At 45.4% G+C, this 25,877-nt stretch carries 22 protein-coding genes and 1 pseudogene; 12 read left to right on the top strand and 11 right to left on the bottom strand.

The window, feature by feature from the left end; genetic code table 11:
- Positions 1 to 6 precede the first annotated feature (6 nt).
- From rpsR to dnaB, 3 genes are read left to right on the top strand one after another with little or no spacing between them, the layout of a single operon-like run.
- Positions 7 to 279 carry a 30S ribosomal protein S18 gene (gene rpsR / locus ICN45_RS08895; RefSeq protein WP_028819198.1) on the top strand — a complete coding sequence of 91 codons (273 nt, stop codon included), beginning with the start codon at positions 7 to 9 and terminating at the stop codon, positions 277 to 279.
- 13 nt (positions 280 to 292) lie between these two features.
- Positions 293 to 745 (top strand): 50S ribosomal protein L9, encoded by a 453-nt coding sequence (gene rplI, locus ICN45_RS08900; protein ID WP_216175308.1) that lies wholly within the window; start codon positions 293 to 295, stop codon positions 743 to 745.
- Between the two features lie 24 nt (positions 746 to 769).
- A complete protein-coding gene (gene dnaB, locus ICN45_RS08905) occupies positions 770 to 3,265 on the top strand; it encodes a replicative DNA helicase (protein WP_439650786.1) in 2,496 nt (831 codons plus the stop codon).
- A gap of 97 nt (positions 3,266 to 3,362) precedes the next feature.
- Here the strand turns inward: dnaB and ICN45_RS08910 are convergent, their stop codons facing one another.
- On the bottom strand, positions 3,363 to 3,626 hold the full coding sequence (locus tag ICN45_RS08910) for a hypothetical protein (protein ID WP_216175309.1): 264 nt from the start codon (positions 3,624 to 3,626) through the stop codon (positions 3,363 to 3,365).
- A gap of 226 nt (positions 3,627 to 3,852) precedes the next feature.
- Between ICN45_RS08910 and ICN45_RS08915 the strand changes: the two genes are divergently transcribed.
- Positions 3,853 to 6,693 (top strand): autotransporter outer membrane beta-barrel domain-containing protein, encoded by a 2,841-nt coding sequence (locus tag ICN45_RS08915; protein ID WP_216175310.1) that lies wholly within the window; start codon positions 3,853 to 3,855, stop codon positions 6,691 to 6,693.
- Positions 6,694 to 6,737: 44 nt separating this feature from the next.
- Here ICN45_RS08915 and ICN45_RS08920 read toward each other — a convergent pair.
- From ICN45_RS08920 to ICN45_RS08965, 10 genes and pseudogenes are all read right to left on the bottom strand, one after another.
- Positions 6,738 to 7,220, bottom strand: a pseudogene (locus ICN45_RS08920) (C40 family peptidase); the annotation flags it as partial.
- A gap of 22 nt (positions 7,221 to 7,242) precedes the next feature.
- The gene (locus ICN45_RS08925) at positions 7,243 to 8,892 is read right to left on the bottom strand and encodes a PhoH family protein (RefSeq protein WP_216175312.1); all 1,650 of its coding nucleotides are present in this window, start codon (positions 8,890 to 8,892) and stop codon (positions 7,243 to 7,245) included.
- Between the two features lie 235 nt (positions 8,893 to 9,127).
- Positions 9,128 to 9,595 carry a peroxiredoxin gene (locus ICN45_RS08930; protein WP_216175313.1) on the bottom strand — a complete coding sequence of 156 codons (468 nt, stop codon included), beginning with the start codon at positions 9,593 to 9,595 and terminating at the stop codon, positions 9,128 to 9,130.
- 35 nt (positions 9,596 to 9,630) lie between these two features.
- Positions 9,631 to 10,548: a polysaccharide deacetylase family protein gene (locus ICN45_RS08935; protein ID WP_216175314.1), complete on the bottom strand. Its 918-nt coding sequence runs from the start codon at positions 10,546 to 10,548 to the stop codon at positions 9,631 to 9,633.
- 12 nt (positions 10,549 to 10,560) lie between these two features.
- Positions 10,561 to 11,607: a bifunctional UDP-4-keto-pentose/UDP-xylose synthase gene (locus tag ICN45_RS08940; protein ID WP_216175315.1), complete on the bottom strand. Its 1,047-nt coding sequence runs from the start codon at positions 11,605 to 11,607 to the stop codon at positions 10,561 to 10,563.
- A 47-nt stretch (positions 11,608 to 11,654) separates the two neighbouring features.
- A complete protein-coding gene (locus ICN45_RS08945) occupies positions 11,655 to 12,524 on the bottom strand; it encodes a formyltransferase (RefSeq protein ID WP_216175316.1) in 870 nt (289 codons plus the stop codon).
- The gene (locus ICN45_RS08950; RefSeq protein WP_216175317.1) at positions 12,525 to 13,487 is read right to left on the bottom strand and encodes a glycosyltransferase; all 963 of its coding nucleotides are present in this window, start codon (positions 13,485 to 13,487) and stop codon (positions 12,525 to 12,527) included.
- Positions 13,488 to 13,528: 41 nt separating this feature from the next.
- Positions 13,529 to 14,704, bottom strand: coding sequence for a DegT/DnrJ/EryC1/StrS family aminotransferase (locus tag ICN45_RS08955; RefSeq protein WP_216175318.1), 1,176 nt, complete (start codon positions 14,702 to 14,704; stop codon positions 13,529 to 13,531).
- A 24-nt stretch (positions 14,705 to 14,728) separates the two neighbouring features.
- A complete protein-coding gene (locus ICN45_RS08960; RefSeq protein ID WP_216175319.1) occupies positions 14,729 to 16,420 on the bottom strand; it encodes a glycosyltransferase family 39 protein in 1,692 nt (563 codons plus the stop codon).
- The gene (locus tag ICN45_RS08965) at positions 16,420 to 16,797 is read right to left on the bottom strand and encodes an Mth938-like domain-containing protein (RefSeq protein WP_216175320.1); all 378 of its coding nucleotides are present in this window, start codon (positions 16,795 to 16,797) and stop codon (positions 16,420 to 16,422) included. The genes ICN45_RS08960 and ICN45_RS08965 overlap by 1 nt, the downstream gene beginning before the upstream one ends.
- 79 nt (positions 16,798 to 16,876) lie before the next feature.
- Between ICN45_RS08965 and ICN45_RS08970 the strand changes: the two genes are divergently transcribed.
- From ICN45_RS08970 to dctP, 8 genes are all read left to right on the top strand, one after another.
- Positions 16,877 to 18,133 (top strand): pyridoxal phosphate-dependent aminotransferase, encoded by a 1,257-nt coding sequence (locus ICN45_RS08970; RefSeq protein ID WP_216175321.1) that lies wholly within the window; start codon positions 16,877 to 16,879, stop codon positions 18,131 to 18,133.
- The gene (locus tag ICN45_RS08975) at positions 18,130 to 19,440 is read left to right on the top strand and encodes a homoserine dehydrogenase (RefSeq protein WP_216175322.1); all 1,311 of its coding nucleotides are present in this window, start codon (positions 18,130 to 18,132) and stop codon (positions 19,438 to 19,440) included. Before ICN45_RS08970 ends, ICN45_RS08975 begins: the two co-directional genes overlap by 4 nt.
- A gap of 19 nt (positions 19,441 to 19,459) precedes the next feature.
- Entirely contained in the window at positions 19,460 to 20,902 is a 1,443-nt protein-coding gene (gene thrC / locus ICN45_RS08980; RefSeq protein WP_216175323.1) for a threonine synthase, read from the top strand.
- A 39-nt stretch (positions 20,903 to 20,941) separates the two neighbouring features.
- Positions 20,942 to 22,168, top strand: a complete 1,227-nt coding sequence (locus ICN45_RS08985; RefSeq protein ID WP_216175687.1) for a molybdopterin molybdotransferase MoeA — start codon at positions 20,942 to 20,944, stop codon at positions 22,166 to 22,168.
- A gap of 18 nt (positions 22,169 to 22,186) precedes the next feature.
- The gene (gene moaD, locus ICN45_RS08990) at positions 22,187 to 22,444 is read left to right on the top strand and encodes a molybdopterin converting factor subunit 1 (protein ID WP_216175324.1); all 258 of its coding nucleotides are present in this window, start codon (positions 22,187 to 22,189) and stop codon (positions 22,442 to 22,444) included.
- 1 nt (position 22,445) lies between these two features.
- The gene (gene moaE, locus ICN45_RS08995) at positions 22,446 to 22,910 is read left to right on the top strand and encodes a molybdopterin synthase catalytic subunit MoaE (protein ID WP_216175325.1); all 465 of its coding nucleotides are present in this window, start codon (positions 22,446 to 22,448) and stop codon (positions 22,908 to 22,910) included.
- 35 nt (positions 22,911 to 22,945) lie between these two features.
- Entirely contained in the window at positions 22,946 to 24,613 is a 1,668-nt protein-coding gene (locus ICN45_RS09000) for a carboxylesterase/lipase family protein (protein ID WP_216175326.1), read from the top strand.
- Between the two features lie 117 nt (positions 24,614 to 24,730).
- Complete coding sequence (gene dctP, locus ICN45_RS09005) at positions 24,731 to 25,825, top strand: TRAP transporter substrate-binding protein DctP (RefSeq protein WP_216175327.1); 1,095 nt, start codon at positions 24,731 to 24,733, stop codon at positions 25,823 to 25,825.
- Positions 25,826 to 25,877 lie beyond the last annotated feature (52 nt).

A 25,877-nucleotide genomic window follows, 5' to 3' on the forward strand; every position in this document is an offset into this window, starting at 1 on the left:
ATCATCATGGCGTTTGGAAAGAAACCCGATTTCAAAAAGAAACCAGCTCAGAACCCATTGTTCAAGCGTAAGCGTTATTGCCGTTTCACAGTTGGTGGCGTTGAGCAAATCGACTACAAAGATGTAGATACATTGAAGGACTTCATTGGCGAGAATGCCAAGATTACTCCTGCTCGTTTGACAGGCACAAAAGCAAAATATCAGCGTCAGTTAGACACTGCTATCAAGCGTGCTCGTTTCTTGGCTTTATTGCCATTCTCCGATCAACATAAGAAATAATTGGGAGCCCTCAATGCAAATCATTCTTTTAGAAAAAGTAACAAACTTGGGCAACCTCGGCGACGTAGTACGCGTTAAAGACGGTTTCGCTCGTAATTTCTTAATCCCACAACGTAAAGCGCGTCGTGCGACTGAGGCAGCAATTGCTGATTTCGCAACGCGTCGTGCCGAGTTGGAAAAATTGGCTGCTGAGAAATTGGCTGCTGCTGAAGCGGTTGGCGCAAAGCTCAAAGACTTGGTTCTCGAAATCGGTCAAAAAGCGGGTGTTGACGGTCGTTTGTTTGGTTCTGTAACCAATCACGATATCGCTGATGCTTTGAAAGCCAAAGGTTTCACGATTGAGAAAGCTTCGATCCGTATGCCTACTGGCCCATTAAAAATGGTTGGTGATCATCCTGTTGCGGTAGCTGTTCATACCGATGTAGTAGCAGACATCACTATTCGTGTAGTTGGCGAGCAAGCTTAAGTTTTAGATCTGTAAACTAGCCTCATGGCTGAATCCCGTTCACGTTCCGTTACGCTGAATCCCGGCATGATGGGTTCTGGGGACGCAGTTGTGCAGGCTTTAAAAGTTCCACCGCATTCTGTAGAAGCCGAGCAATCTTTGCTCGGCGGTCTATTGATTGATAACACCGCCTGGGATCGTCTAGGTGGCGTGTTAACCGATAAAGATTTCTACCGCCCCGAACATGCATTGATCTATAAGGTCATTCAACGTTTAGTCGGTGACAATCATCCAGCTGACGTGATTACAGTTCATGATGCAATTAAATCTGAGCAGGGTGGTGATTTAGTCAGCGTGGATTACCTGAATTCTTTAGCGCAAAACACACCGAGTGCTGCGAACATCAAAGGTTATGCAGACATCGTTCGTGACCGCAGTATTCTGCGTCGCTTGATTGAAGTTTCAGACAATATTGTTAACTCAGCTTTTGTTCCAGAAGGCCGTTCTGTCAGAACGCTATTGGATGAAGCAGAGTCTCGCATTTTACAAATCGGTGAAGAGGGTAGTCGTAAAGCAGACTATTTGGAGATCGAACCACTCCTACGTTCGGTCGTTGCCAGAATTGATGAGCTATACAACCGTCAAGGCGGCAGCGACATTACTGGTATTGCTACCGGCTTCATTGACTTAGATAAACAAACCAGTGGCTTGCAAAAAGGCGACTTGGTGATTGTTGCGGGTCGTCCTTCCATGGGCAAGGCGCAACCACTAGATGCAAAAGTGAAAACGGTGGATGGTTGGAAGTTGATGGGCGATTTACGTTTTGGCGATCGTCTCGCTTCTGTGGATGGCCAGCACTCGATGGTGACCGGCATTTACCCGCAAGGCATTAAGCAGATATACAAAGTAACTTTTTCTGATGGTCGTCACGCTGAGTGTTGCAATGAACACCTATGGCGTGTGATGTATCGAGATTGGTCTGAGCCACGCGTCATCAATACTTTGCGCTTGATGGAAATGCTGCAGTGTGTTCGGTATAAAAATAGATTATGGGTAGACCCTGTCTCAGGCGATTTTGGCCACTCGAATGAATTGCCGATTCATCCGTGGGTTTTAGGGGCATTACTAGGTGATGGCACTCTAGCCTTATCCCATGGCTCAGTGATGTTTTCAACTAAGTCACCTGAGCTTGTAGAGCGTATGAATTTGCTTGCAAACTATGAGATGGAGCTGGTTCATGCAAATGCGTACGACTGGAGATTAGTCTCCAAAGCCAGAATTGCTGTAAATGGAGAGCGTCAAGCAGTTCCAGAGAATTATTTTAGGTCTGCACTGCAAGATATAGGTGTCCTGGGTTGCAGAAGTTTTGATAAATTTATTCCCGCAACCTATCTTGAGGCCAATCAGAATTCTCGTCTCGCATTGTTCCAAGGCCTGATGGACACTGATGGCTGGATTGAGAAATGGGGTTCCATTCGCTATTGCACTGTCAGTAAGCAATTGTCTGAAGACCTTGCTTCTTTAGCTAGATCTTTGGGGGGCTTTTGTTCAATAGCACATAAGCAGACTAGCTATACCTACAAGGGTGAAAAGAAGCGGGGTCGCTTATCTTATGTTTTAAATATGAGTTTTGGTCCAGCCTTTCAAGCTTTTACCTTGCCTGAAAAGAAAGAAAGATTACGGGCTACCTGGGATCGACAGCGCAGGCTTTCATTTCAGAGCATTGAGCCGTCCAGGGTATTTGAGGCGCAATGTATTTCAGTTAGTCATCCTCAAAGAACCTATATAACCAATGACTATGTAGTTACGCATAACACTGCCTTGGCACTCAATATTGCAGAGAACGTTGCGCTTTCTGAAGGTTTGCCAGTAGTGATTTTCTCAATGGAGATGTCAGGTGAGCAATTGGCATCACGTTTACTTGGCTCAGTAGGGCGCGTTGATCAAAGCCGTATGCGTACCGGTAAGTTGCAAGATGACGAATGGCCACGTGTCACCGATGCTATTGCGCGCTTAAGTAATACCCAAATTTTGATTGATGAGACTGGCGCATTATCCAGTCTTGAATTGCGCGCTAGAGCACGGCGGATCGCCAGAAATTTTGGCGGTACTTTGGGCTTGGTAGTGATTGACTACTTGCAGCTCATGAGTGGCTCTGGTCAGGAAAATCGAGCGACTGAGATTTCTGAAATTTCCCGCTCACTGAAGTCACTTGCAAAAGAATTGCAGTGCCCAGTAGTAGCACTCTCTCAATTAAATCGTGGCTTAGAGCAGCGACCGAATAAACGTCCCATCATGTCAGACTTGCGTGAGTCAGGAGCGATTGAGCAAGATGCTGACGTCATTATGTTTATTTATCGTGATGAGGTGTATCACCCAGACACCACTACTGATAAAGGGATGGCAGAGATCATCATTGGCAAACAACGTAATGGCCCAATCGGTACAGTCAGATTAAGTTGGCAAGGTCCGTATACCAAGTTCGATAATTTGGCGATGGGATCAGTTGGCTATTCTTCCGGTGGTTATGAGCCGTTCTAATAGAACAATGACATCATCAATTTCTAACTAGTAATCAAAGATCAATAAAAAGCCTCGCAATGCGAGGCTTTTTTAATGTAGGTAAATTAAAAACGAATTAAGCACCCATACATTTTTTGATTGAGGCATCTTTGGCTGCACCATACAAAGGCTTGCCATCCTTGCTTACTGCTTTTGCTTCGCAATCATTAGGCTTTGATCCACCCATACATTTTTTGATTGAGGCATCTTTGGCTGCACCATACAGAGGCTTACCCTCTTTACTCACTGCTTTTGCTTCGCAAGCTGCTTGATCTGCAAATGCGTAAGTGGGGAGGGTAAAACTCAATGCAAAACTTAAAGCGATGATGATTTTCTTCATGCTAATTCTCCTATTAGTTGAAATCTACTACATCTAATTTTCAGAGCTATTGATGCTTAGTTTGTTAAATAGCTTTGCCAATCGCTTACTTTACATTAATCTATTATTTAAATTAGTAATGGTTATCAAAATTTAAATAATTATTTTTCATATCTTTAAATTGAGTGCGCTCTCTTTCACTATTGAATTGATATCTAAGGTGCGGCTATTATATTTAATCGTTCTGATGTGCTTTTTTGCCATCAGCAAGGCTTACTCTCAGGGATGCACTAATGTGGATCCTGCTACTGGAACAGTTAGCGGGGCTGTTTCATGTAGTGGAACCTTTACTGGACGAATTGGTGCTGCAGCTAATACCACTAATGGGGTGCCTACACAAGATGGTATTTCAGTTACTACTGCTACAGGAAGCTCAGTCGGTTTAAACACTACAAATTTTGGACCTGATACTGCGACGATTTTATTGCGTGACAACGCTAATATTAATATTGGGACCAATGCAACTGTCTCTGCCCCTAGTACTGGGGCTGTGAATAACCAAGCAATTTTTATTAGAGACAATGGCGTTTTAAATATTGGTGACGGAGCTACAGTAATCAATTATGCGACAGGGGGAACTGGAACCCCGCCAATTAATGCGGGCAATAATACGATTGAGTTAAATTCAAACAACACGGTCACCATTGGAGTTGGGGCAACAGTGAATGCAGCAGGAGCCTCTGGCGCCTCTGAGGCAATTAATCCAACTGGGTTTGGTAATCGAATTTATAACTACGGTACCTTGACCTCTGCTACAGGTACAGCAGTTTGGTTTCAAAACGTTGGCAGTGGTGCAGCTAATGAAATTATCAATTATTCCTCTGGTGTTATCAGAACGGCATCTGGGGTTGGCAATGTATTTGGAGCAAGTGGCAATGGCAGTGTTAATTTCACCAACTATGGTCAGGTTTTAGGAAACGTTGGTCTTGCAACAGGAACTAATACCGTCACGATTCAAACTGGTTCATCAATATCTGGATCAATTGATGGAGGGGGCGGTAGCAATACTTTGCAATTTGCTGGAACTGGCTCGGGCACATTTGGCAACAGTACCTCGAGATTCCAAACCCTCAACAAAATTGATTCGGGAGCTTGGACGTTATCCAACCCTCTCACTGCTATTACAGGATTAGCAACTGTGAATGTAAATGCAGGAAAACTGATCCTGCAGGGAAGCAATACGGGGTTTTCAGGAAGCGCGATAGTTAATTCAGGTGCAACGCTTGAGGGTAATGCGATAGCGATTCCAGGATCAACGGCTGTAGGCGCCACGAGTTTGACAAACAATGGAACTCTATCTTTTACTGATTCTGGAGCCGGAAGTTATACTGGAATAATTAAGGGTTCAGGCAATGTGGCCATGAATGGCTCAGGTGTATTGAGCCTTTCTAATGCAAATACCTATAGCGGTGGAACATCCATTAATTCGGGAACAATTGGGGTTGGTAATGACTCTGCACTTGGTACTGGATCGGTATCAATGGCTTCTGGATCTACCCTAATGGCCAATTCTTCGGTTAGCCTATCTAATAACGTAAATCTAACTGGTTCAAGCATTATTGATTCCAACGGAAATAACTTTACTCTTTCAGGTGTCATTGGTGGAGCAGGCGCTCTGAATATACTGGGTGCTGGAGCTGTGACACTTGCTGGTACAAATACTTACTCAGGTCAAACCACTATCAGTAGTGGCGGCACCTTAGCTTTAGCTAATGCTGGCTCAATTGCCAACTCAAGTTTAGTTACGAATAACGGTACCTTTGATCTCCAACAGAAGACTGTTAATACCAATCTGGGCGGAAATTATGTGCAATCAAGTACTGGTAACTTAAAGATGGGGCTTACACCCTCCAATGTCGAGAAGTTAATGATCGCGGGTACCGCAAGCTTGTCAGGAGGCTTGTACGTGAATGCCACGCCTGGTCATTACAACGCAGGGAGATATACACTCATAACCACAGCACCGGCAGGTCGGTCAGGTACTTTCACGAGCTTTACAACCGACTTTGATATTGCGTTGTCCAAGTATCGTTTGACTTACGATGGGAATGATGTCTACCTTCAACTGGATTCCGATTTTACTGAGGTAGATACAGACAATACGGTCAAGTCGGTACAAATTAGTGCCGCTGGCTTGGCCAATATCTATAACCAACAAGTCGCTGCTTATCAGGCTGCTTTGACATATGACTGTCGTATGTATGACAAAAATAATCTTTGCGCTAGTGTTGGTGGCCGCTATACCTACGCAGGTCCATCACCATCAGCTAACCAGCAAGCTGGTTTAGTGGTTGTTGGCTATAAACCCTCGCAGAACTTTCGCATTGGAGCTTTTGCAGACCAGTCGATCAGCACTAGTATGCCTTCAGGTTTTAGCCAAAGTAATGCAAGTCCGATGTGGGGTCTGTTTGCCAAATGGTATATGAATCCAGATGAAACAGGACTTGGAATTCAGGCATCTGGCGTCTCTTCATCGAGCACTTTAAATATTACTCGAACTCAATTGTCCAATACTGAAGCAGGCTCTGGTTCAACTCAATTTAGTGGACAGGGCTATCAATTGACTACAAATTATCATCATCCTGTAACAGATTCATTTGCAGTCGTACCTTATATTGGACTGCGTTACACCCGAGTAAATACGGGTGCGTACACGGAAAATAGTAGCGCCAGTGTGACGCTACCACTTTCATATAGTGCAATGACACAAAATACTTTCTCTGCAATTGGGGGTCTTGGATTTCAGCTTGGTTTAGCCGAAAATCTGACTGGTACCGCTTCAATTGGTATTCAACAAAACCTCAAATACTCAATGTCAAACTATCAGGTGACAAGCGCGATTGTTGGTCTCGAAAGTTTTAGTGTTGCCATGCCGGGTAATGTGAACTCAATGGCAACAGCTACTGCTGGCTTGATATATGACATAAATAAGCGTGAACGTTTGGGCTTCAATATATTGTGGCAGCAGCAGCCATTCATTGCCACGAATACGACTACAGCATTAGCAACTTACACGATTGGCTTCTAGCCATCACTAGATTAAAAAATCTACCTAGATATTAAAACTGACTATGGTGCTATCCGACGCGCTTCAGTAAATTTGGCAGCCCAATAGGGTGCCGTAATGTAATCGAGCCGAACTGTTCCGCCTGCGCTGGGGGCATGCACAAATCTGCCTTGCCCTACATAGATTCCTGCGTGAGAGTATTTTTCACCGGTGGTATTGAAGAAGACTAAATCTCCTGGAGCTGGGGGTTGGTCTTCCACACTTTTCCCTTTGGTGCTCATGAGCTGAATGGTGCGCGGTAGCTTAATGCCGGCAGCTTTGTTATAGACATAGACAATGAGTCCGCTGCAGTCAAATCCTCCTTTTGGGGTGTTACCGCCAAAGCGATAAGGCACATCGACTAATCCAACCGCTGCAATGGAAATATCTTCAGTACCTACGCTGGTGTCTTGCTTGAATTGGGTAACTTTAGAGGCGTTAGGCTTGCTACTAAAGGTACTACACCCCGAGAGTATTAGCGTGAAAATAAAAATGCCGCACCCGAACAGAGTGCGGCATGAGGGGAGATGCTTAAAGTGCGTCGGCAGCATGATCCGCAAGACGTGAACGCTCGCCGCGCGCAAGAGTGATATGACCACCATGACGCCAACCTTTAAAGCGGTCAACCACATAGGTTAGGCCGGATGAACCCTCAGTTAAATAAGGAGTATCAATCTGCGCAATATTACCTAGACAAATAATCTTAGTACCCGGACCTGCACGAGTGACCAGGGTTTTCATTTGCTTAGGCGTTAAGTTTTGAGCCTCATCAATAATGACGAACTTACTAACAAAAGTCCTACCGCGCATGAAGTTCATACTCTTCACTTTAATGCGTGAACGAATGAGTTCTTGGGTAGCTGCACGACCCCACTCACCAGCACTATCATCATTCCGTTGAAGTACTTCGAGGTTATCGTCAAATGCACCCATCCATGGCTGCATTTTCTCTTCCTCTGTGCCTGGCAGGAAGCCAATATCTTCACCTACCGGAACTGTTGCACGGGTAATGATGATCTCGTTATAGCGTTTACTGTCTAATACTTGCTCTAGTCCAGCAGCCAAAGCCAGCAAGGTTTTACCAGTGCCAGCTTGGCCGAGAAGAGTTACGAAGTCGATATCTGGGTTCATCAGCAAGTTCATGGCAAAGTTTTGCTCACGATTTCGTGCAGTCACACTCCAGACATTGTTTTTCTGGTGAGAGAAATCACGCAATGTTTGTAAAAGGGCTGTCCTGCCATTGATTTCTCGTACTTGAGCATAGAATGGTGTCGAGCCATCTGGATTTTCTTGATAAACAAACTGATTTACCAACATACTTGGTACGGCAGGGCCAGTCACTCTGTAGAACATGGTACCGGATCTTGAATCAGCCCAGCTCTCCATGTCTTTGCCGTGCTTTGGCCAGAAATCCTGCGATAAAGACATCACGCCTGAGTACATCAAGTCGCGATCTTCTAATACCTGGTCATTGAAATAATCTTCTGCAGGTAAACCTAGTGCCCGTGCTTTGATGCGCATATTGATATCTTTCGATACCAATACAACTTCTTGGCCTTTGCGAGTCTTTTGTAATTCAGCAACGACTGCCAAAATCAGGTTGTCGCCTTTGCCTTCTGGTAAGCCTTCGGGCAATGGCTGGGTAGAGAGTTTGGTTTGGAAGAATAGGCGACCAGAGACATCTTGATTACCTAACTTATTGAGAGGGATACCATCATCCAGTGTGCCACTAGTACCACCGATGAGTTGGTCAAGGGATCTGCTGACGGTACGGGCATTTCTAGCAACCTCAGTCATCCCTTTTTTATGATTATCCAACTCTTCAAGAGTGGTCATGGGTAAATAAAGATCATGCTCGGAGAAGCGAAACAATGAACTTGGATCATGCATTAATACGTTTGTATCTAAAACGAATAAGCTTGGTGGTCCAGTACGAATCACGCGTTTTGGTTTTACTGGCATCACTGTCTTCACGTCATTTCTCTCGGGATGACGATCTGCCTTGATTTTTTCTAGAGCAACTTCTGCTGCAGACAGATCTTCTTCTGGATCGTTAACCCAATCAGAGGTTTCCATCACTACTGGTTTTGCTGTGGCAGGACGTTTCTTTAAATCTGGAGCGTCTTTGCGATTTAGTTTTACTTGATCAGCAATTTGAGTTGGGATGGGGGGTAATGGCATACAGACTCTCCTAAAAGAAAAAACCGCCAAGCGGTGTGCGTTGGCGGTTTATTACGAAATGAGTTGCAGTGAGATCTAAAAAATGGAGGGGGTTGCTCTCCAAACCTGTTCTGAAATATTCAGGTTGATGGTTTAAACGGATTATCAGACTTTCCCGTCGTTTACGGTGCATATGGCTTTACTTTACCCCAAATCTTGGGGTTTGCAAGCACCTCAGAATAAATTGTTGTAAAAATTATGTAGTGGCTTGGGCTGCTTGTAATACCTCTGTCACATGGCCGGGCACTTTAAGACCGCGCCACTCTCGAACCAGCTTGCCATTGGAGTCAAACAGGAAGGTGCTGCGCTCAACCCCACGGACTTGCTTGCCATACATATTCTTCATTTTCATGACACCGAAGATTTGGCAGAGCTTCTCTTCAGTATCGGCAACCAACTCAAACGGCAACTCCAATTTGCTACGGAAGTTGTCATGGGACTTTAGACTGTCTCGAGAAACACCTACGACCAAAGTATTTGCCTTAGAGAAGGCTTCGATATTATCGCGAAACTCACTAGACTCAGCGGTGCAACCGGGAGTCATATCTTTGGGATAAAAGTAGAGCACCATTTTTTTTCCTTTGGCCGAAGCTGAGGAAAATGTCAGGCCTGAAGTTGCTGGAATAGCACACTCAGGCATAGATTGGCCGATAGCTACTGTCATGATGATCTCTCTTAAGTTTAGTTTATCTCTAGATTTTAATTGCTCTGAATAATCAGCTCGCCACTGCGATTGGGTATTTCGCCCCAAGTCAGAGGTGATACTGCTATTTTATCGAGTTGTTTGGTAACTTCCCAGGATTTATGGAGCTCTCCCATGGTGACGAGGTCGTGACCCTGATTTAGCCATCCAGCCAATAGCTGCTCAAATGCCGGTAGGAGTTTTTGCCCCTCTAGTTCAGCGTGCAAAGTAAAGACTTGGTCATTCGGGTTGCTTTGGGTAATTTCTAGGAGTTTTTTTACTGCTCCGAATTCATCGGCACCATCGATACCAATCAATTCATCCAAGGTGGGTAATGTGGTTGGGTATTGCACATGCTTTGCTTTACCAGAGGGTAGTACAAGGCGATAAGGCATGAGATTAGGTTCTGCTCTACCATCAGATGAGTAGGCGATACCCCATTGATCGAGTTGCTCAAATGCAGCTTCATTCATTTGCCAGCCAGCAGCGCCATAGGTGACTGGTTTGTGTCCAAAAATAGCTACAAAGCGATCCCAACTTTTTTGCATCATGGCTTTTGTCCATGTGGCATCTTGCTTGCGCACAGCATCTTGCCATGCCACATGATCCCAAGTATGGATACCGGTCTCGTGACCTGCTTTGTCTATCGCGCGCATTTCTGCAGACGCTTGTTTGCCAATGTCTGGGCCCGGAAGCAGAACGCCGTAGAGTAGGGTCTTGATGCCGTAATGCTCTACGACGGAAGTACGACTCACTTTTTTCAGAAAGCCGGGACGAAACACGCGCTTCAGAGCCCAACCAGTATGGTCAGGCCCAAGACTAAATAGGAAGGTGGCCTTAAGACCAAAGCGCTCGAGGGTACGCGCTAAATTCGGCACACCCTCTTTAGTGCCACGTAAGGTATCAACATCAACCTTGAGCGCAATCTTTGCCATAAACCTCGGTACTTATTCTTTATCGACTAAGTGACGCGCTTTATCTACATCCTGACGATAGGCTTCAAAGATATTTTTCAGGGCATCAGACATTGTCGTAGTCGGTTTCCAACTCAACTCACTCATGGTGTTATCAATGGCAGGCACGCGATTTTGTACGTCTTGGTAGCCTTCGCCGTAATATGCACCTGAAGTGGTTTCGACAATCTTCACTTCATTGGCGGTCTTCGCGTATTCCGGAATGCTGCGTGCAATCTCAAGCATCTGATTGGCTAAGTCACGAACCGAGTGATTGTTCTGAGGATTGCCGATGTTATAGATTTTGCCAGTAGCGATGCCATCTTTGTTATCGATGATACACATCAAAGCATCGATACCATCATCAATATATGTGAAGGCCCTTTTTTGCGCGCCACCATCAACTAAGTTAATAGGCTCGCCACGCACAATGTGACCTAGGAACTGAGTTACAACACGGGATGAACCTTCTTTTGGTGTGTAGATACTATCCAATCCAGGGCCAATCCAGTTAAACGGGCGGAAGAGGGTAAAGCGTAAGCCTTCCATGCCATAGCCCCAGATCACACGATCCATTAATTGCTTAGAACAGGCGTAGATCCAACGTGGCTTATTGATGGGGCCGTAAACCATATTGGATTGAGCAGGATCAAATTCAGCGTCCTCACACATTCCATACACTTCGGATGTCGATGGGAAAACTAAATGTTTGTTGTATTTAACAGCAGAGCGAACGATGGGCAGATTGGCTTCGAAGTCGAGTTCAAACACTTTCAATGGTTGTTGCACATAAGTTGCAGGTGTCGCAATGGCCACCAAAGGCAAGATGACATCACATTTACGAATATGGTATTCAACCCATTCCTTATTGATGGTGATGTCGCCTTCAAAGAAGTGCATACGCGGGTGGTTTACTAAATCACCGAGGCGATCATTTTGCATATCCATGCCATAGACATCCCAATCGGTTGTCTCAAGAATGCGCTTAGAAAGGTGGTGTCCAATAAAACCGTTCACACCAAGAATGAGTACTTTTTTCATCTTTACTGCCTCGTTTTAATCTAGTTTGCGATTACTGAATCTTTTGCTTATTTCTGGGCTGGGTACCATTCCAAGATTTCAACTACCTGGCGGTCACCACAAATGCCGAATACCCGATTATCAACCACTTGGATGCCATAAACCCCAAGATCGAGCGTGTCAGGAAAGGGCCCTTTTAAGCTTGTGCGCGCCACCAGCATCGTTTGGCCTTGATGTTCTGTGAAAGCACCAGGATATGGGGGTGCGACGGCTCTGACGAGGTTATGTACCTGAAGAGCGGTTTGCTTCCACTGAATTTGGCCATCAGCAGGTTTTCTGCCGCCAAAATAGCTGCCTTTTTCAAGCTCGTTGGGTTTGCGAGGCACATTCCCCTGAACCAGGCTTGGTAAAACCTGATTTATCACCTCAACAGCAGCTGTGCTGACCTTGCCAAAAACCTCGGTAGCGGTTTCATCTGGACCAATACTGACTGCTGCCTGTCCCACTATATCGCCGGCATCGGGTTTGACCTCCATAATATGCAAAGTGGCGCCGGTTTCTGATTCGCCATGCAATATTGCCCAGTTCACAGGCGCCCGTCCACGGAACTTTGGTAGCAGAGAGCCATGCATATTTAAAGCAGCGATCTTGGCACAAGCTAAGATCTGCGCAGGAATCATATGGCGGTAGTAGAAAGAAAATAGATAGTCAGGAGCAAGGGATTGCAGTTTCGGAATTAAGCCCGTCAATTCATCAGCACGGGGGGTGATGTAAGGAATATTTTTCTCGACGCAAAGTTTTGCGACACTGCCGAACCAAATGTTCTCATGAGGATCATCTTGGTGGGTGATGACCAAATCAACCTGAATGCCAGCACTGATTAATGCTTTTAAGCAATTGACACCAACATCGTGATAAGCGAAGACGACTGCGTGCAATTATTTTTTCTCTAAAATAGTTTGCACAACATAGCGAGGGCGTTTTCGGATCTGTTGGTAGATACGACCGATGTATTCACCTAATAGACCAAGGCCAAAGAGCATGACGCCAATCAGGAAGAAGGTCAGCGCGAAGAGGGTAAATACACCCTCGACCTCAGCACCTAGAAGAAAACGCCGCACCAGCAAGTAAGCGAATAAGCTACCAGCGGCAAGGGCTAGAAGCATACCCAGGATTGAGAAGATCTGGAGGGGCATAACAGAAAAGCCAGTTACTAAGTCAAAGTTCAGACGAATCAATTGATAGATGCTGTATTTGGATTCGCCCGCAAAGCGCTCTTCGTGTTTAACAGTAATTTCTGTTGGGTTCGCAGCAAAGGTATACGCTAAAGCCGGAATAAAGGTATTGCTTTCATCACACTGACGAACTAAATCAATAATACGACGACTGTATCCGCGCAACATACATCCTTGATCGGTCATCGTGATGCGGGTAATATTTTCACGCAAACGATTCATCACGCGCGATGCTACTTTTCTGAAGAAGCTGTCGCGGCGATTGGCACGAATGGTACCAACATAGTCGTGACCTTTTAAGAGTTGCTCAGTGAGGGCATCAATTTCTTCAGGGGGGTTTTGTAAGTCCGCATCAAGGGTGATGATGTATTCGCCTTGAGCAAATTCAAAGCCAGCCATGATAGCCATGTGCTGACCAAAATTACTGTGGAATAATACGGCGCGCGTGACGTCTGGACGCAGGTCTACTTGTTTGGCAAGGATGCCAGCTGAGCGATCTTTGCTGCCGTCGTTGACGAAAACAATTTCATAAGGAAGATTGCGTTTGGTGGCCAGCGCATCTAAGGCTGGATAGAGGCGATCAAAAAGAGCCTGCAGGCCATCTTCCTCGTTATAAACAGGAATAACAATGCTGAGCTTTGGGTTAGCAACTAAATTAGCAGTCATGCTGCAATTTTGCCTGATTCCTGGGGCTTAGCCCAAGATCTCTAGTTTTTGCGGTGATTTTTCAGAATCTCAGCCAAACCCCTGGCGATCCGACCAATATCCTCGTCAGTCATTCCAGGAAATAGGGGTAGCGTCAGAATGGAGCGGCCAATGCGTTCAGCAATCGGTGTATCCGAGAGCTTGTAGCCCAAATCTTTATAAAGCGTAAAACCCGTAATAGCTGGGTAATGCACCCCTGTACCAATGCCAAGTTCTTTGAGTTCAGTCATGATTTGGGCGCGATCCGCATTTAATTGCTTAAGCGGAAGAACGACTTGGAACATATGCCAATTGCTGTCAGTGAAATTTTCCACTGGTAACTCCAAAGGGAGATTTTCTAAACCAGCCAACTTGAGTTCTGCAGGTATGACATCAAAGTATTGGCGCGCTAAAGTAGCCCGGCGTGTTTGATAGGTAGGTAATTGTTTCAGTTGTTGCAAGCCAATGACAGCGTTGACATCTGTCAAATTGTCTTTACCACCAAGTACATCAACGTCCATCCCATCCATACCCTGGCGAGTGAGTCCTTGTAGACGTAATTTCTCAGCAAGCTTGGCTTCAGCATCATTGTTTAAAACTAGGCAGCCACCCTCTACAGTAGAGAGATTTTTATTAGCCTGAAAACTAAAGCTCACTAGATCACCAAAGCTACCAATCTTTTTGCCCTGCCACTGTGAGCCAAAAGCTTGGGCAGCATCTTCAATCACGCGCAAATTGGATTGCTGAGCTAAAGAGTAGAGGCGATCCATATCTACTGGCAAGCCTGCAAGATAGACTGGCATGATCGCACGGGTTTTTGGTGTGATTGCTAATGCCACTTTATCCAAATCAATATTGCGTGTAACCGGATCAATATCGACAAACACAGGCTTGGCACCGACACCCAAAATCACATTAGAGGTTGCTACCCAGGAAATGGGTGTAGTGATGACCTCATCACCAGCACCAATACCTGCTACTTGCAAAGCAATCTTCATGGTTGCTGTGCCATTAGCAAAGCAACGCACAGGGCGACCACCGAAGTAGTCACTGAGTGCGGCTTCAAATTCAGCCAGCTTAGGGCCCGAGGTAACCCATCCCGAACGCAATACCTCGCTTACGGCATCAATCGTTTCTTGATTGAAGCTGGGACGCGTAAAGGGGATAAATTTGGGAATGGATGAAGAGTTGTTTGACATGATGTCTTATCTTACTTTACTGCCTTACTGCGCCAATTTTGATGTGTCAGGATGCTTCACGATTACCCTCCGGGAGTCACGATCCACCTCTTGCATAGGAAGGTTTAGCCCTTGTAAAGCGATATATTGCTCAGGAACCATTAAGGCATAGGCTGTAAGGTCTTCATTCCAGCGAGTAATGAAAGCTTCCAGCGTTGGTACCCAGAGTTCGGGCTCTTGCTTAACACCAAACTCAAGCTCATCTGGAGATTCAACCATGATCATGGTTCTACCTAAGTAGAAGGGGACGGTGTGATCTAAGAGGCGAACCGAATAGAAGTTCACTTTTGCTGGAATGGATGTTTTTACTCGCTCCACCAGATCGATGCCCGAAACTGCACGCCCTAATGTTTCATGGCCGGTACCAGCAATGATGGCACAAAGAAAAAATCCACAAGCAAAACTCAGAATGCTTTGGATGCCGTTGCGTTTGCTTTGCCATGCTGCATAAGCGCTAAAGATAATGAGCGCACTTAGTGCAGCGATCACCCAATACGTATATTGCGCATAAGCTTCGATTTCATCGGGCCTTGCTTGCTTACCAATTTCGGATAAAAAGAAAAACCCAATACTGCCGAGAATGGCAAACCCAAAAACTTGCAGTTTCCAAGTGAAGGCCATGGAGTTGGAATTACCCAATAGTTGATCTAGGCGATGACCAATTAATAATGCTAACGCTGGGAAGACGGGGATGATGTAGCCAGGTAATTTAGAGTGGGATACGCTAAAAAAGACAAAGATCATGACAGACCAGCAAACCAATAGCCAGCTACTGGAGAACTCACGTCGGCGCTCATTCCAGGCTTGCAGAATCGAACCCGGAATTTGTAAAACCCAAGGCAATAAGCCAATTAACAAGAGTGGGACAAAGTAATAGATAGGCCCCGTTCTGCTATGCGCGTCTTGGGTAAAGCGTTGGAGGTGCTCGTGAATAAAGAAAAACTCCAGGAACTCTGGGTTACGCAGCGCAACCAAAACAAACCAGGGTGCTGTGATTGCTAGAAAAATCAGAGTGCCACTGAGTAAACGAAGACGTGCCCAGATTTTCCAATCCCAAGCACTAATGGAGTAGGCAATGAAGACCATCGCTGGAATGGCGGCACCAATCAATCCTTTGGATAAAGTGGCGAGCGCCATACAGATCCAGCATAGCCACATCCAATTTCGAGAACTTGTTTTGCTCTGAGAATGTTGCGCCAACAATAAACTGCAAAGTGCTGCCACTAGAAACGCAGACAAGCCCATATCTAAAGAGTTGAAATGGCCACTAATCACCCACATTGGACTTGACGCAAGAACAACAGCAGCCAACCAGCCAGCTCTAGCGCTGAAGAGGCGCGTTCCAGTAAAGCCAATCAGTAGAATCGTTAGAAAACCCGTTAGCGCTGCCCAGAGTCTGGCTTGCCAATCACCAATGCCAAAGACTTGGAAAGTTGCCGCAGTCGCCCAGGCTTGAAGTGGCGGTTTTTCAAAATACTTGTAGCCGTTATAACGCGGTGTTACCCAATCACCAGTCACCAACATCTCTCGTGCAATTTCAGCGTAACGACCTTCATCGGAAGGAATGAGGTGACGGTAGTTCAGAGTGCCAAACCAAATGAGGCCGTAAATAATGACCAATAATAAAATTTTGCCGGGATGGAGGGCTGACGCTTGTCGTATTTGCCCAAATTGCATTAAATCGGCTCCACAATCAATGCCAATAGAACTTGACGCCCTTCGCCTACCAAGATGTTGTAGGTGCGACAGGCGGCTTGAGAATCCATGAATTCAAAGCCGATTTTGGCCTCAATCAGTGCTTTTAGAAGTTCTGGCTTAGGGAAGCGCTGACGGCTACCTGTGCCAATGAGGATTAATTCTGGTTTGAGATCAACCATTTTGGCGAAATCGAAAGCTTCCAGACTATCAAATGACTGAATTGGCCAGTCCAAGATGGCGCCATCAGAACTCAGAAGAACTGCATGGCTATAAGGGATCTGATTGATCTCTACATAGCCAGCGCCATATCCCGTGATTGTGTTGGCTCCAGAATGGGGGTCAGATTGAAGCTTCAAGTGGACTCTCTGTCATAATTATGTAGATTATAGCTAGCTGTTTTTTCCAAGATTTCAAGAACTTACCCTTTAATTTATTGTGAAACCAATCCTAAAGTCCAAAAAACTCGATAACGTCTGTTATGACATTCGGGGGCCCGTGCTCGAGCTTGCTCAGCGCATGGAGGAGGAGGGCCACAAAATCATCAAATTAAACATCGGGAACGTAGGGGTGTTTGGATTTGATCCTCCTGAAGAAATTCAGTTGGACATGATCCGCAACCTTAGCAATGCCTCAGCCTATTCTGATTCCAAGGGAATTTTTGCTGCTCGCAAAGCCATCATGCAGTATTGCCAAGAAAAAGGCATCCAAGGTGTGAATTTGGATGATGTTTACACAGGCAATGGCGTTTCCGAACTCATCGTTTTAGCCATGAATGCATTACTGAATGACGGCGACGAGGTCTTGGTACCTGCGCCTGATTATCCGCTCTGGACTGCAGCAGTCAGTTTGTCTAGTGGTACGCCAGTTCACTATCTTTGTGATGAATCCAAGGATTGGGCTCCTGACTTAAATGATCTGCGCAAAAAAATTACACCTCGCACAAAAGCGATTGTGGTGATTAATCCCAATAATCCAACAGGAGCAATTTACTCTAAAGAAGTGTTGCGTGAGCTGGTACAAATTGCACGTGAAAATGATTTGATTTTGTTTGCTGATGAGATCTACGACAAAATGTTGTATGACGGCGAGAAGCACATCTCCTTAGCTTCTCTTTCTACTGATGTCGTTACGATAACCCTCAATGGCTTATCGAAGAACTATCGCTCCTGCGGCTACCGTGCTGGCTGGATGGTAGTTTCAGGTGATAAAGAAATGGTACGCGACTATATTGAGGGCCTCAATATGTTGGCCTCAATGCGCTTGTGTGCAAACGTTCCTGGACAATACGCCATCCAAACAGCGCTTGGTGGATACCAAAGTATTAATGACTTAGTAGCTGAAGGTGGTCGCTTAGCTAAGCAGCGTGATCTTGCTTGGAAGTTGATTACAGCTATTCCAGGTGTGACTTGTGTAAAGCCAAAATCTGCTCTGTATTTATTTCCCAAGTTAGATCCAGAAATGTATCCAATTGCGGATGATCAGCAATTTGTTGCTGATCTCTTGAAAGAGGAAAAAGTGTTATTGGTTCAAGGTTCTGGATTTAACTGGAATCAGTCTGATCACTTTCGCATCGTGTTTTTGCCCCACGAAGATGTGTTGCAAGAAGCGATTAGCCGACTTGCACGTTTTCTAGAGCGTTATCGTCAAAAGCATGGCCGTAAGGCTTCTTCAACTGCAGCAAAGGCATCATGAAACCGATTCAAGTAGGTCTATTAGGTATTGGCACCGTTGGTGGTGGCGTATTCACTGTTTTAGAGCGTAACCAGGATGAAATTACTCGTCGCGCTGGTCGTGGTATTCGCATTAATACTGTTGCTGATCTCAATGTAGAGCGTGCCAAAGAAATTGTTCAAGATCGTGCGCAGATCGTTAGTGATGCTCGCGCTGTCATTAATAATCCTGAAATCGACATCGTTGTCGAACTGATTGGCGGCTATGGGATTGCTAAAGACTTGGTTTTAGAGGCGATTGCGGCTGGTAAGCATGTGGTTACAGCCAATAAGGCTTTGATTGCAGTTCATGGCAATGAGATTTTTAAAGCAGCCCATGCTAAAGGTGTCATGGTGGCATTTGAAGCGGCAGTAGCTGGTGGCATTCCGATTATTAAAGCCTTGCGTGAGGGTTTAACGGCTAACCGGATCGAGTGGATCGCCGGCATCATTAATGGCACCACCAATTTTATCTTGTCAGAAATGCGTGACAAAGGCTTGGATTTTGAAACTGCTCTTAAAGAAGCACAACGTTTAGGTTACGCAGAAGCGGATCCGACATTCGATATTGAGGGTGTTGATGCTGCTCATAAAGCAACCATCATGAGCGCGATTGCTTTTGGTATTCCAATGCAGTTTGAAAAAGCCCATATTGAAGGTATTACTCAACTGGCTGCAATCGATATTCGTTATGCTGAGCAGCTGGGTTATCGGATTAAGTTACTGGGTATTGCCAAGAAGACATTAACGGGTGTTGAGTTGCGCGTACACCCTACCTTAATTCCCTCTAAGCGTTTAATTGCAAATGTAGAAGGCGCAATGAACGCCGTGCAAGTATTTGGTGATGCAGTAGGGACAACCTTGTATTACGGCAAAGGTGCCGGTTCAGAACCAACTGCTTCTGCAGTGATTGCTGACTTGGTGGATATCACTCGCTTGTTAAGTGCGGATCCCGAGCATCGCGTTCCGTATTTAGCTTTCCAGCCCGAGTCAGTGCAAAACACACCGGTATTGCCTATTGGTGAAATCACCACCAGCTACTACTTGCGTATGCGCGTAGCTGACCAAGCTGGTGTGTTGGCTGATATCACCAAGATCTTGGCTGCTCATGGCGTTTCCATTGACGCGCTCTTGCAAAAAGAAGCTGATGAGGGTGAAAGTCAAACAGATTTGGTTGTGTTAACTCATGAGACCAAAGAGAAAAACATGCTTACTGCAATTAAAGAGGTTCAGAATCTCAAAACGGTTGCGGGTGATGTGGTGAAGATTCGTCTAGAAAATTTGTCTTAAGAAAAATTAAGCAAAATACATGCGTTACCAATCTACTCGTGGCAATAGTCCGCAACAATCCTTTTTAGAAATTCTCTTAGGGGGATTGGCGCCTGACGGTGGTCTCTATTTACCAGCCCACTACCCAAAGGTTTCACCTGCGCAGTTAGATTCTTGGCGTGGCCTTTCTTATGCAGACCTGGCTTATGAAGTCTTGAGTTTGTATTGTGACGATATTCCAGAAGCTGACTTACGTGCGCTTTTACGAAAAACGTATACCGAGCAAGTCTATTGCAACGGTCGCCCGCAAGATAATGCTAAAGACATCACGCCTTTGCATTGGTTGGGTGAGGAGGCTGGCACTCGCATTGGTCTGCTCAGTCTTTCAAATGGCCCAACCTTAGCCTTCAAAGACATGGCCATGCAGTTACTTGGTAATCTGTTTGAATATGCCTTGAAGAAAAAAGGCCAACAGCTCAATATTTTGGGTGCTACCTCTGGTGATACTGGTAGTGCTGCTGAATATGCGATACGCGGTAAAGAGGGTGTGAAAGTATTTATGCTTTCACCACGCGGCAAGATGAGCGCCTTCCAATCGGCGCAGATGTATTCCTTGCAGGATTCGAACATTTTTAACTTAGCAGTAGCGGGTGTGTTTGATGACTGCCAAGATATTGTGAAGGCTGTTAGCAATGACCATGCCTTCAAAGCTAAAAACCACATTGGTACTGTGAACTCTATTAACTGGGGTCGGGTTGTTGCTCAAGTGGTGTATTACTTCCAAGGCTATCTATTGGCTACCAAGTCCAGCTCTGAAAAAGTATCGTTCACTGTGCCCTCAGGTAACTTTGGTAATGTGTGTGCCGGGCATATTGCACGCATGATGGGTTTACCCATTGCGCATTTGGTGGTTGCTACGAACGAAAATAATGTGCTGGATGAATTCTTCCGCACAGGCATCTATCGTGCCCGTAAATCTGCTGAGACCCTACACACCTCTAGCCCTTCAATGGATATCTCTAAGGCAAGTAACTTTGAGCGTTTTGTTTTTGACTTTATGGGTCAAGATGGCAAGGCTACTGCTGGAATGTTTAAGCAAGTCGACGAGACAGGTGGCTTTGATATTTCCAAAGAGACTGTCTTTCAGGAACTGGGCCAGTATGGCTTCCAGTCCGGTCGTAGTTCTCATGAAAATCGCCTAGAAACGATTCGTGATATCGATACACGCTATGGCGTCATGATCGATACCCATACTGCAGATGGCGTGAAAGTGGCGCGCGAGCATTTGCAAGCGGGTGTTCCGATGCTAGTACTTGAAACCGCTTTGCCGATCAAGTTTGAAGAAACTATCCTTGAAGCTCTGGGTCGCCCTGCTGAGTGTCCATCGGCATTTAAGGACATTAAATCCAAGCCCCAGCGCGTAGAAAATATGGATGCTGATGTCAATCAGATCAAAGCGTTCATTACCGCGCACCTCAGTTAAACCAATATAGAAGTAATAGGCGCTATGACTAAGCCCCCAATGTTGACTGCACAGCAGGCTTTAGACCATTTACTCTCGCATGCAAAGGCGGTAGCTGAGAGCGAAAGTATTCCTATGCAAGCTGCTCTCGGTCGCGTGCTCGCTAAAAATGTAGACAGCTTGGTTGATGTACCGCCGCTTGATAACACCTCAATGGATGGCTATGCAGTCCGCACAGCCGATCTCCAAAATTCTGGAAGCATTCTAAAAATTGCGCAACGTATTCCTGCAGGATCAGTGGGAACTCAATTAGAGTCTGGAACTGTCGCCAGAATTTTCACTGGCGCACCCGTTCCTTTAGGTGCTGATGCAGTAGTGATGCAAGAGGACTGCAGTATTCCTGAGGGGTCAACTGATCAAGTGCAGGTCAATGTAATGCCATTAGTAGGTCAATGGATACGTCGTAGGGGCGAGGATTTAAAGGCTGGTAAAACAGCGCTCACTGCAGGAACCTTTTTACGTCCTCAAGAATTAGGTGTAGCTGCTTCTGCAGGCCTTACGCATTTGAATGTCAAGCGCCGAGTCAAGGTGGCTGCCTTCTTTACTGGCGATGAGTTATCTCTCCCAGGTGAGCCACTCAAACCAGGTGGCATCTACAACTCCAATCGCGATACCTTATTAGCCTGTCTTAAATCATTAGGATGTGATGCCACTGATTTCGGTATTGTTCCTGATAAGCTGAATGCCACAAAAGAGACTTTGCGCAAAGCCAGTAAAGATCATGACCTCATCATTACTTCTGGTGGCGTATCAGTTGGAGAAGAGGATCACATTAAGCCTGCAGTGATGGCTGAAGGAAGATTAGACCTGTGGCAGATCGCGATTAAACCGGGTAAGCCGTTGGCTTTTGGTGCAGTCCGTAAATCAGTAGATCCCACAGATGGAGAGACGTGGTTTATTGGTTTGCCGGGCAACCCAGTTTCTAGCTTCGTGACTTTTCTGTTGTTTGTAAGGCCCTTCATACTCAAACTACAGGGACGTGAAGCAGGGCAAGCGCAGTCTTATTTCATGCGCGCAGATTTTGACTGGCTCAAAGTTGATCGACGTAATGAGTTCTTGCGGGTGAAGCTCAATAGCAGTGGCGGCTTAGATTTATTCCCTAACCAGAGCTCTGGCGTCCTCACAAGCGCCTCTTGGGGAGATGGTTTGGTAGATTGCCCGCCAAACCAAGCTATTAAAGCTGGAGATCTAGTGAAGTACATCCCTTTTGATGCGCTTCTCAAGTAATCGGTTTACGATTAGTCCATGAAACTGGAATTGCGATTTTTTGCCTCTCTGCGTGAAGCCCTTGGTGTCTCACAAGAGAGTATTACTGCTCCTGAGTCAGTTAAAACCATCGCGGATCTTAGAGCCCATCTGGTAGAGCGGGGAGCTCCTTGGTCTGATGTCTTAGCGGGTGGTAAGGTATTACGTTGCGCTTTTAATCAGCACATGGTTGATGCCAGCACGCCTCTCGAAGATGGTGCCGAAGTGGCTTTCTTCCCACCGGTGACCGGGGGCTGATATGCCAAATTCTTCGATACGAATTCAAGAAACTGATTTTGATATCAGCGCTGAATTAGCAGCGCTCCGCAAGGGTGATCCAAGAGTTGGCGCAGTCGTGACTTTCTTGGGTACTGTGCGGGATATGAATGACGGTAGTCAAGTCAAAGGTATGACGCTCGAGCACTATGCTGGTATGACTGAAAAAGCCTTGGAAGAGATTATTTCTCAAGCGAAAGCACGTTGGGATATATACAACACGCTGGTAATTCATCGTATTGGGCCTTTACTTCCCGAAGATCAAATTGTGATGGTTGCCGTGACGAGTGCTCATCGTGGTGAAGCCTTTGCTGCCTGTGAATTCATTATGGATTACCTCAAAACGGCAGCACCATTTTGGAAAAAAGAAGATACCCCAGAGGGTGCTCGTTGGGTAGACGCTAGAGTTGCTGATGATGCTGCAATGGTTCGCTGGGACCAGAAATAAAACTGCAGTACTTTCATCTTTTAGAGAGATATCCCATGAAGAAAATGTTTGTGCTGTTGATATTACTTGGGAGTTTCTCTCTTTATACTCATGCTCAAGTCGAGCGTCCAGTCATTCAGATGGAGAGTGGTCGAGTTCAGGGTGTGACAGAACACAATATGTTCGCCTTCAAGAACATTCCTTATGCAGCACCACCAGTAGGTGACCTGAGATGGCGACCGCCCCAGCCTGCTTTACCTTGGACTGGTACACGGGATGCAAGTCGCTTTGGTGATTCTTGCCCACAACCCTTTGTGAAAAATTTAAGCGCAGGATTATCCCTGCCTGGTAACGAAGACTGCTTGAAGTTAAACGTATTCACCCCAACCAAGCCTGTTAAGAATATGCCAGTGATGGTGTGGATTCATGGCGGTGGCATGTTGGTAGATGGATCCAGGGATGTGCAGTTCACACCAATTAATTTAACCAAGAACGGCGTCATTGTTATCACCTTTGATTACCGCTTAGGGACCTTTGGATTCTTTGCAAGTAATGAATTGATTGCAGAGGCGAAGGCTAAGGGCGAGCCAGTTGGTAATTACGGTACGATGGATCAAATTGCCGTACTCAAGTGGGTGAAAAATAATATTGCTGCATTTGGCGGTGATCCAAACAATGTCACGATATTTGGTGAGTCAGCAGGGGGACGAAGTGTTACCTGGTTGATGGTTTCCGATGCCGCTAGAGGTTTGTTTCATAAAGCCATTGCTGAGAGTGCGCAACAAAGTCCTTTACGCGGTATGACCCAAAAGCATTTGGGCATGACACCTGAGACAGAAATTGATGCCAAGTACATGGCAACCTTGGGCGTCAAGTCTCTCAAGGAATTAAGAAGTCTGCCAACAAATAAACTGGTATTAACTGCCGCCAACTTTGAGCAGGGTGAATTTGGTGGTCCTTTTGTTGATGGACAAATCATCAAAGGTGACCCCATTCCATTATTTGCTGCCGGCAAGCAGGCTAAAGTTCCTTTCATGATTGGCACCAACTCCTGGGACTCTAGTTTTTTGGTTCCCGGTCAACCAGCGATAGATGTGCTTGCGAAAAAGATTCATGAAAATCCTAAGAATATAGAGAAACTATATTCACGAGTGAAAGATAAGTGTGTTGAATCTTCTGATGTGTTGGGGGATATGCTCTATCGCGGCAGTACTAAGCTGCTCGCAGACAGCATGAATGGCATCGCTCCTGGGTATGCCTATTACTTCGACTACCTGACTCAGAATATTCGTGCCGCATATCCAGGCGTGCCCCATACATTTGAAATCAGTTATGTATTTGGGAGTTATAGCCTAATGCCTCAAGCACCAAATAAGCCAGAGTCTGGCGCAAATAATTGCGCTCTCATCGAAAAGGCCACGGCTGATCTAAAGCAAAAAGGGATCTGGTCGAAGTATTGGTATCCCATGACCAATAAAAATGATCCGCAGGACATCGCCATGTCAGAGAAGATGTCTGCAAGCTGGGCAGCATTTGCAAAGAGTGGAAACCCTAATGTTAGCGGTCAGGCCAACTGGCCTATCTACAACTTGAATACTGATGTCATGAGAAATTTCTCATACGAGCAAGAGACGATTACGGAATTACTCAAGGAGCGCGTGGCTTATCAAATGCTCCATTTGAGAGAGATTTACGCCCTTGAGCGCTTAAAAGATGCTTTTTAATGGGCTAAGCGCTCGGAGTAATTGAATTCATGACCCTTTATAGGGTATAGACTAGTGCATTTATACTACTTAATGTCACTGAATATATAGTATGGTTATAAAAATTCACTCTAACAATTGTTATTAATTGATGAAATCGTTAATCCAATATCGAGTCTGTACATCAGCCTGCCAATGAAAAGAATCATTGTCGCAATTCTCATTTTGATCTGCTTTGGCATTGCTTGGCAGATGCTTTCCATTATCAAAATCAAAGTAGTAGGACAACCAAATTCCACTGGCATTCTTGCCACTCAAGTTGAACAACCTTTTTTTGCTTCGCTGCAAAAAGAGACTGGTCTTCCCATTGAAATCGAATTTAAATCTCTTGATACCTTAGGCGTAAAAGATACTCATCAACTCCCAATGATGAGAGACGGTGTGTTCGATTTAGCTTCTCTTAGACTGATACAGAATTCACAAAACGAAGTGACTTTGAATGGTCTGGATTTAACGGGGTTAAATCTCAGTATTAAAAAGGGTCATGCATTAGCGGATGCCTATTTACCAATAGTGGATAAGCACCTGCAAGAAAAATATCAGGTCAAAGTCCTGGGTTTATGGAGCTTTGGCCCCCAAGAACTATTTTGTAAAAACCCCATTACTAGAATGTCTGACCTCAAAGGCTTAAAAGTTCGGGTAGCAGGCGAATTATTGGGTGACTATATTGCTTCTTTTGGTGCAATTGCAGCCATCATCCCTTTTGATGAAACCAGGGCAGCACTTCAAAATGGGCTGGTAGATTGTGCAATTAGCAGCGCTGCTTCTGCTAGCTCAGCAGGGTGGCTTGAATATGTAAAATATTACATTCCGATCTCATTCAATACTGGCATTAATGCTTATGTGATCACCCTGTTAAAGTGGAATTTATTAAGCGAGACACAGCAGCAAACTCTGCAAACAGCCTTTGATAAGCATATAAGTAATATGTGGGCTATTTCAGAGGATATTTATAGTAATTCTCAAGATTGTCTGACTGGTAAGGATGCTTGTAAGAACAGCCAGAAATACAAGCTTATTCGTGTCGATATTCCGAGTGAAGATCTTACTTATTTAAAACTACAGGCTAAAGCCATCTCATATAAAAAATGGTCAGAGGCATGCAATAAAGAATATCCTGGATGTGGCGAGGAATGGTTGAGGATCGCTGGCCCAGTTGCCGATATTCAGTGATTGGTATGCGCAAAAATATTTCGTTATCAGCATCGAAATTAATACAAGATAT

The sequence above is a fragment of the Polynucleobacter alcilacus genome (assembly GCF_018881545.1).
In the GTDB taxonomy this organism is placed as follows: Bacteria; Pseudomonadota; Gammaproteobacteria; order Burkholderiales; family Burkholderiaceae; genus Polynucleobacter; species Polynucleobacter alcilacus.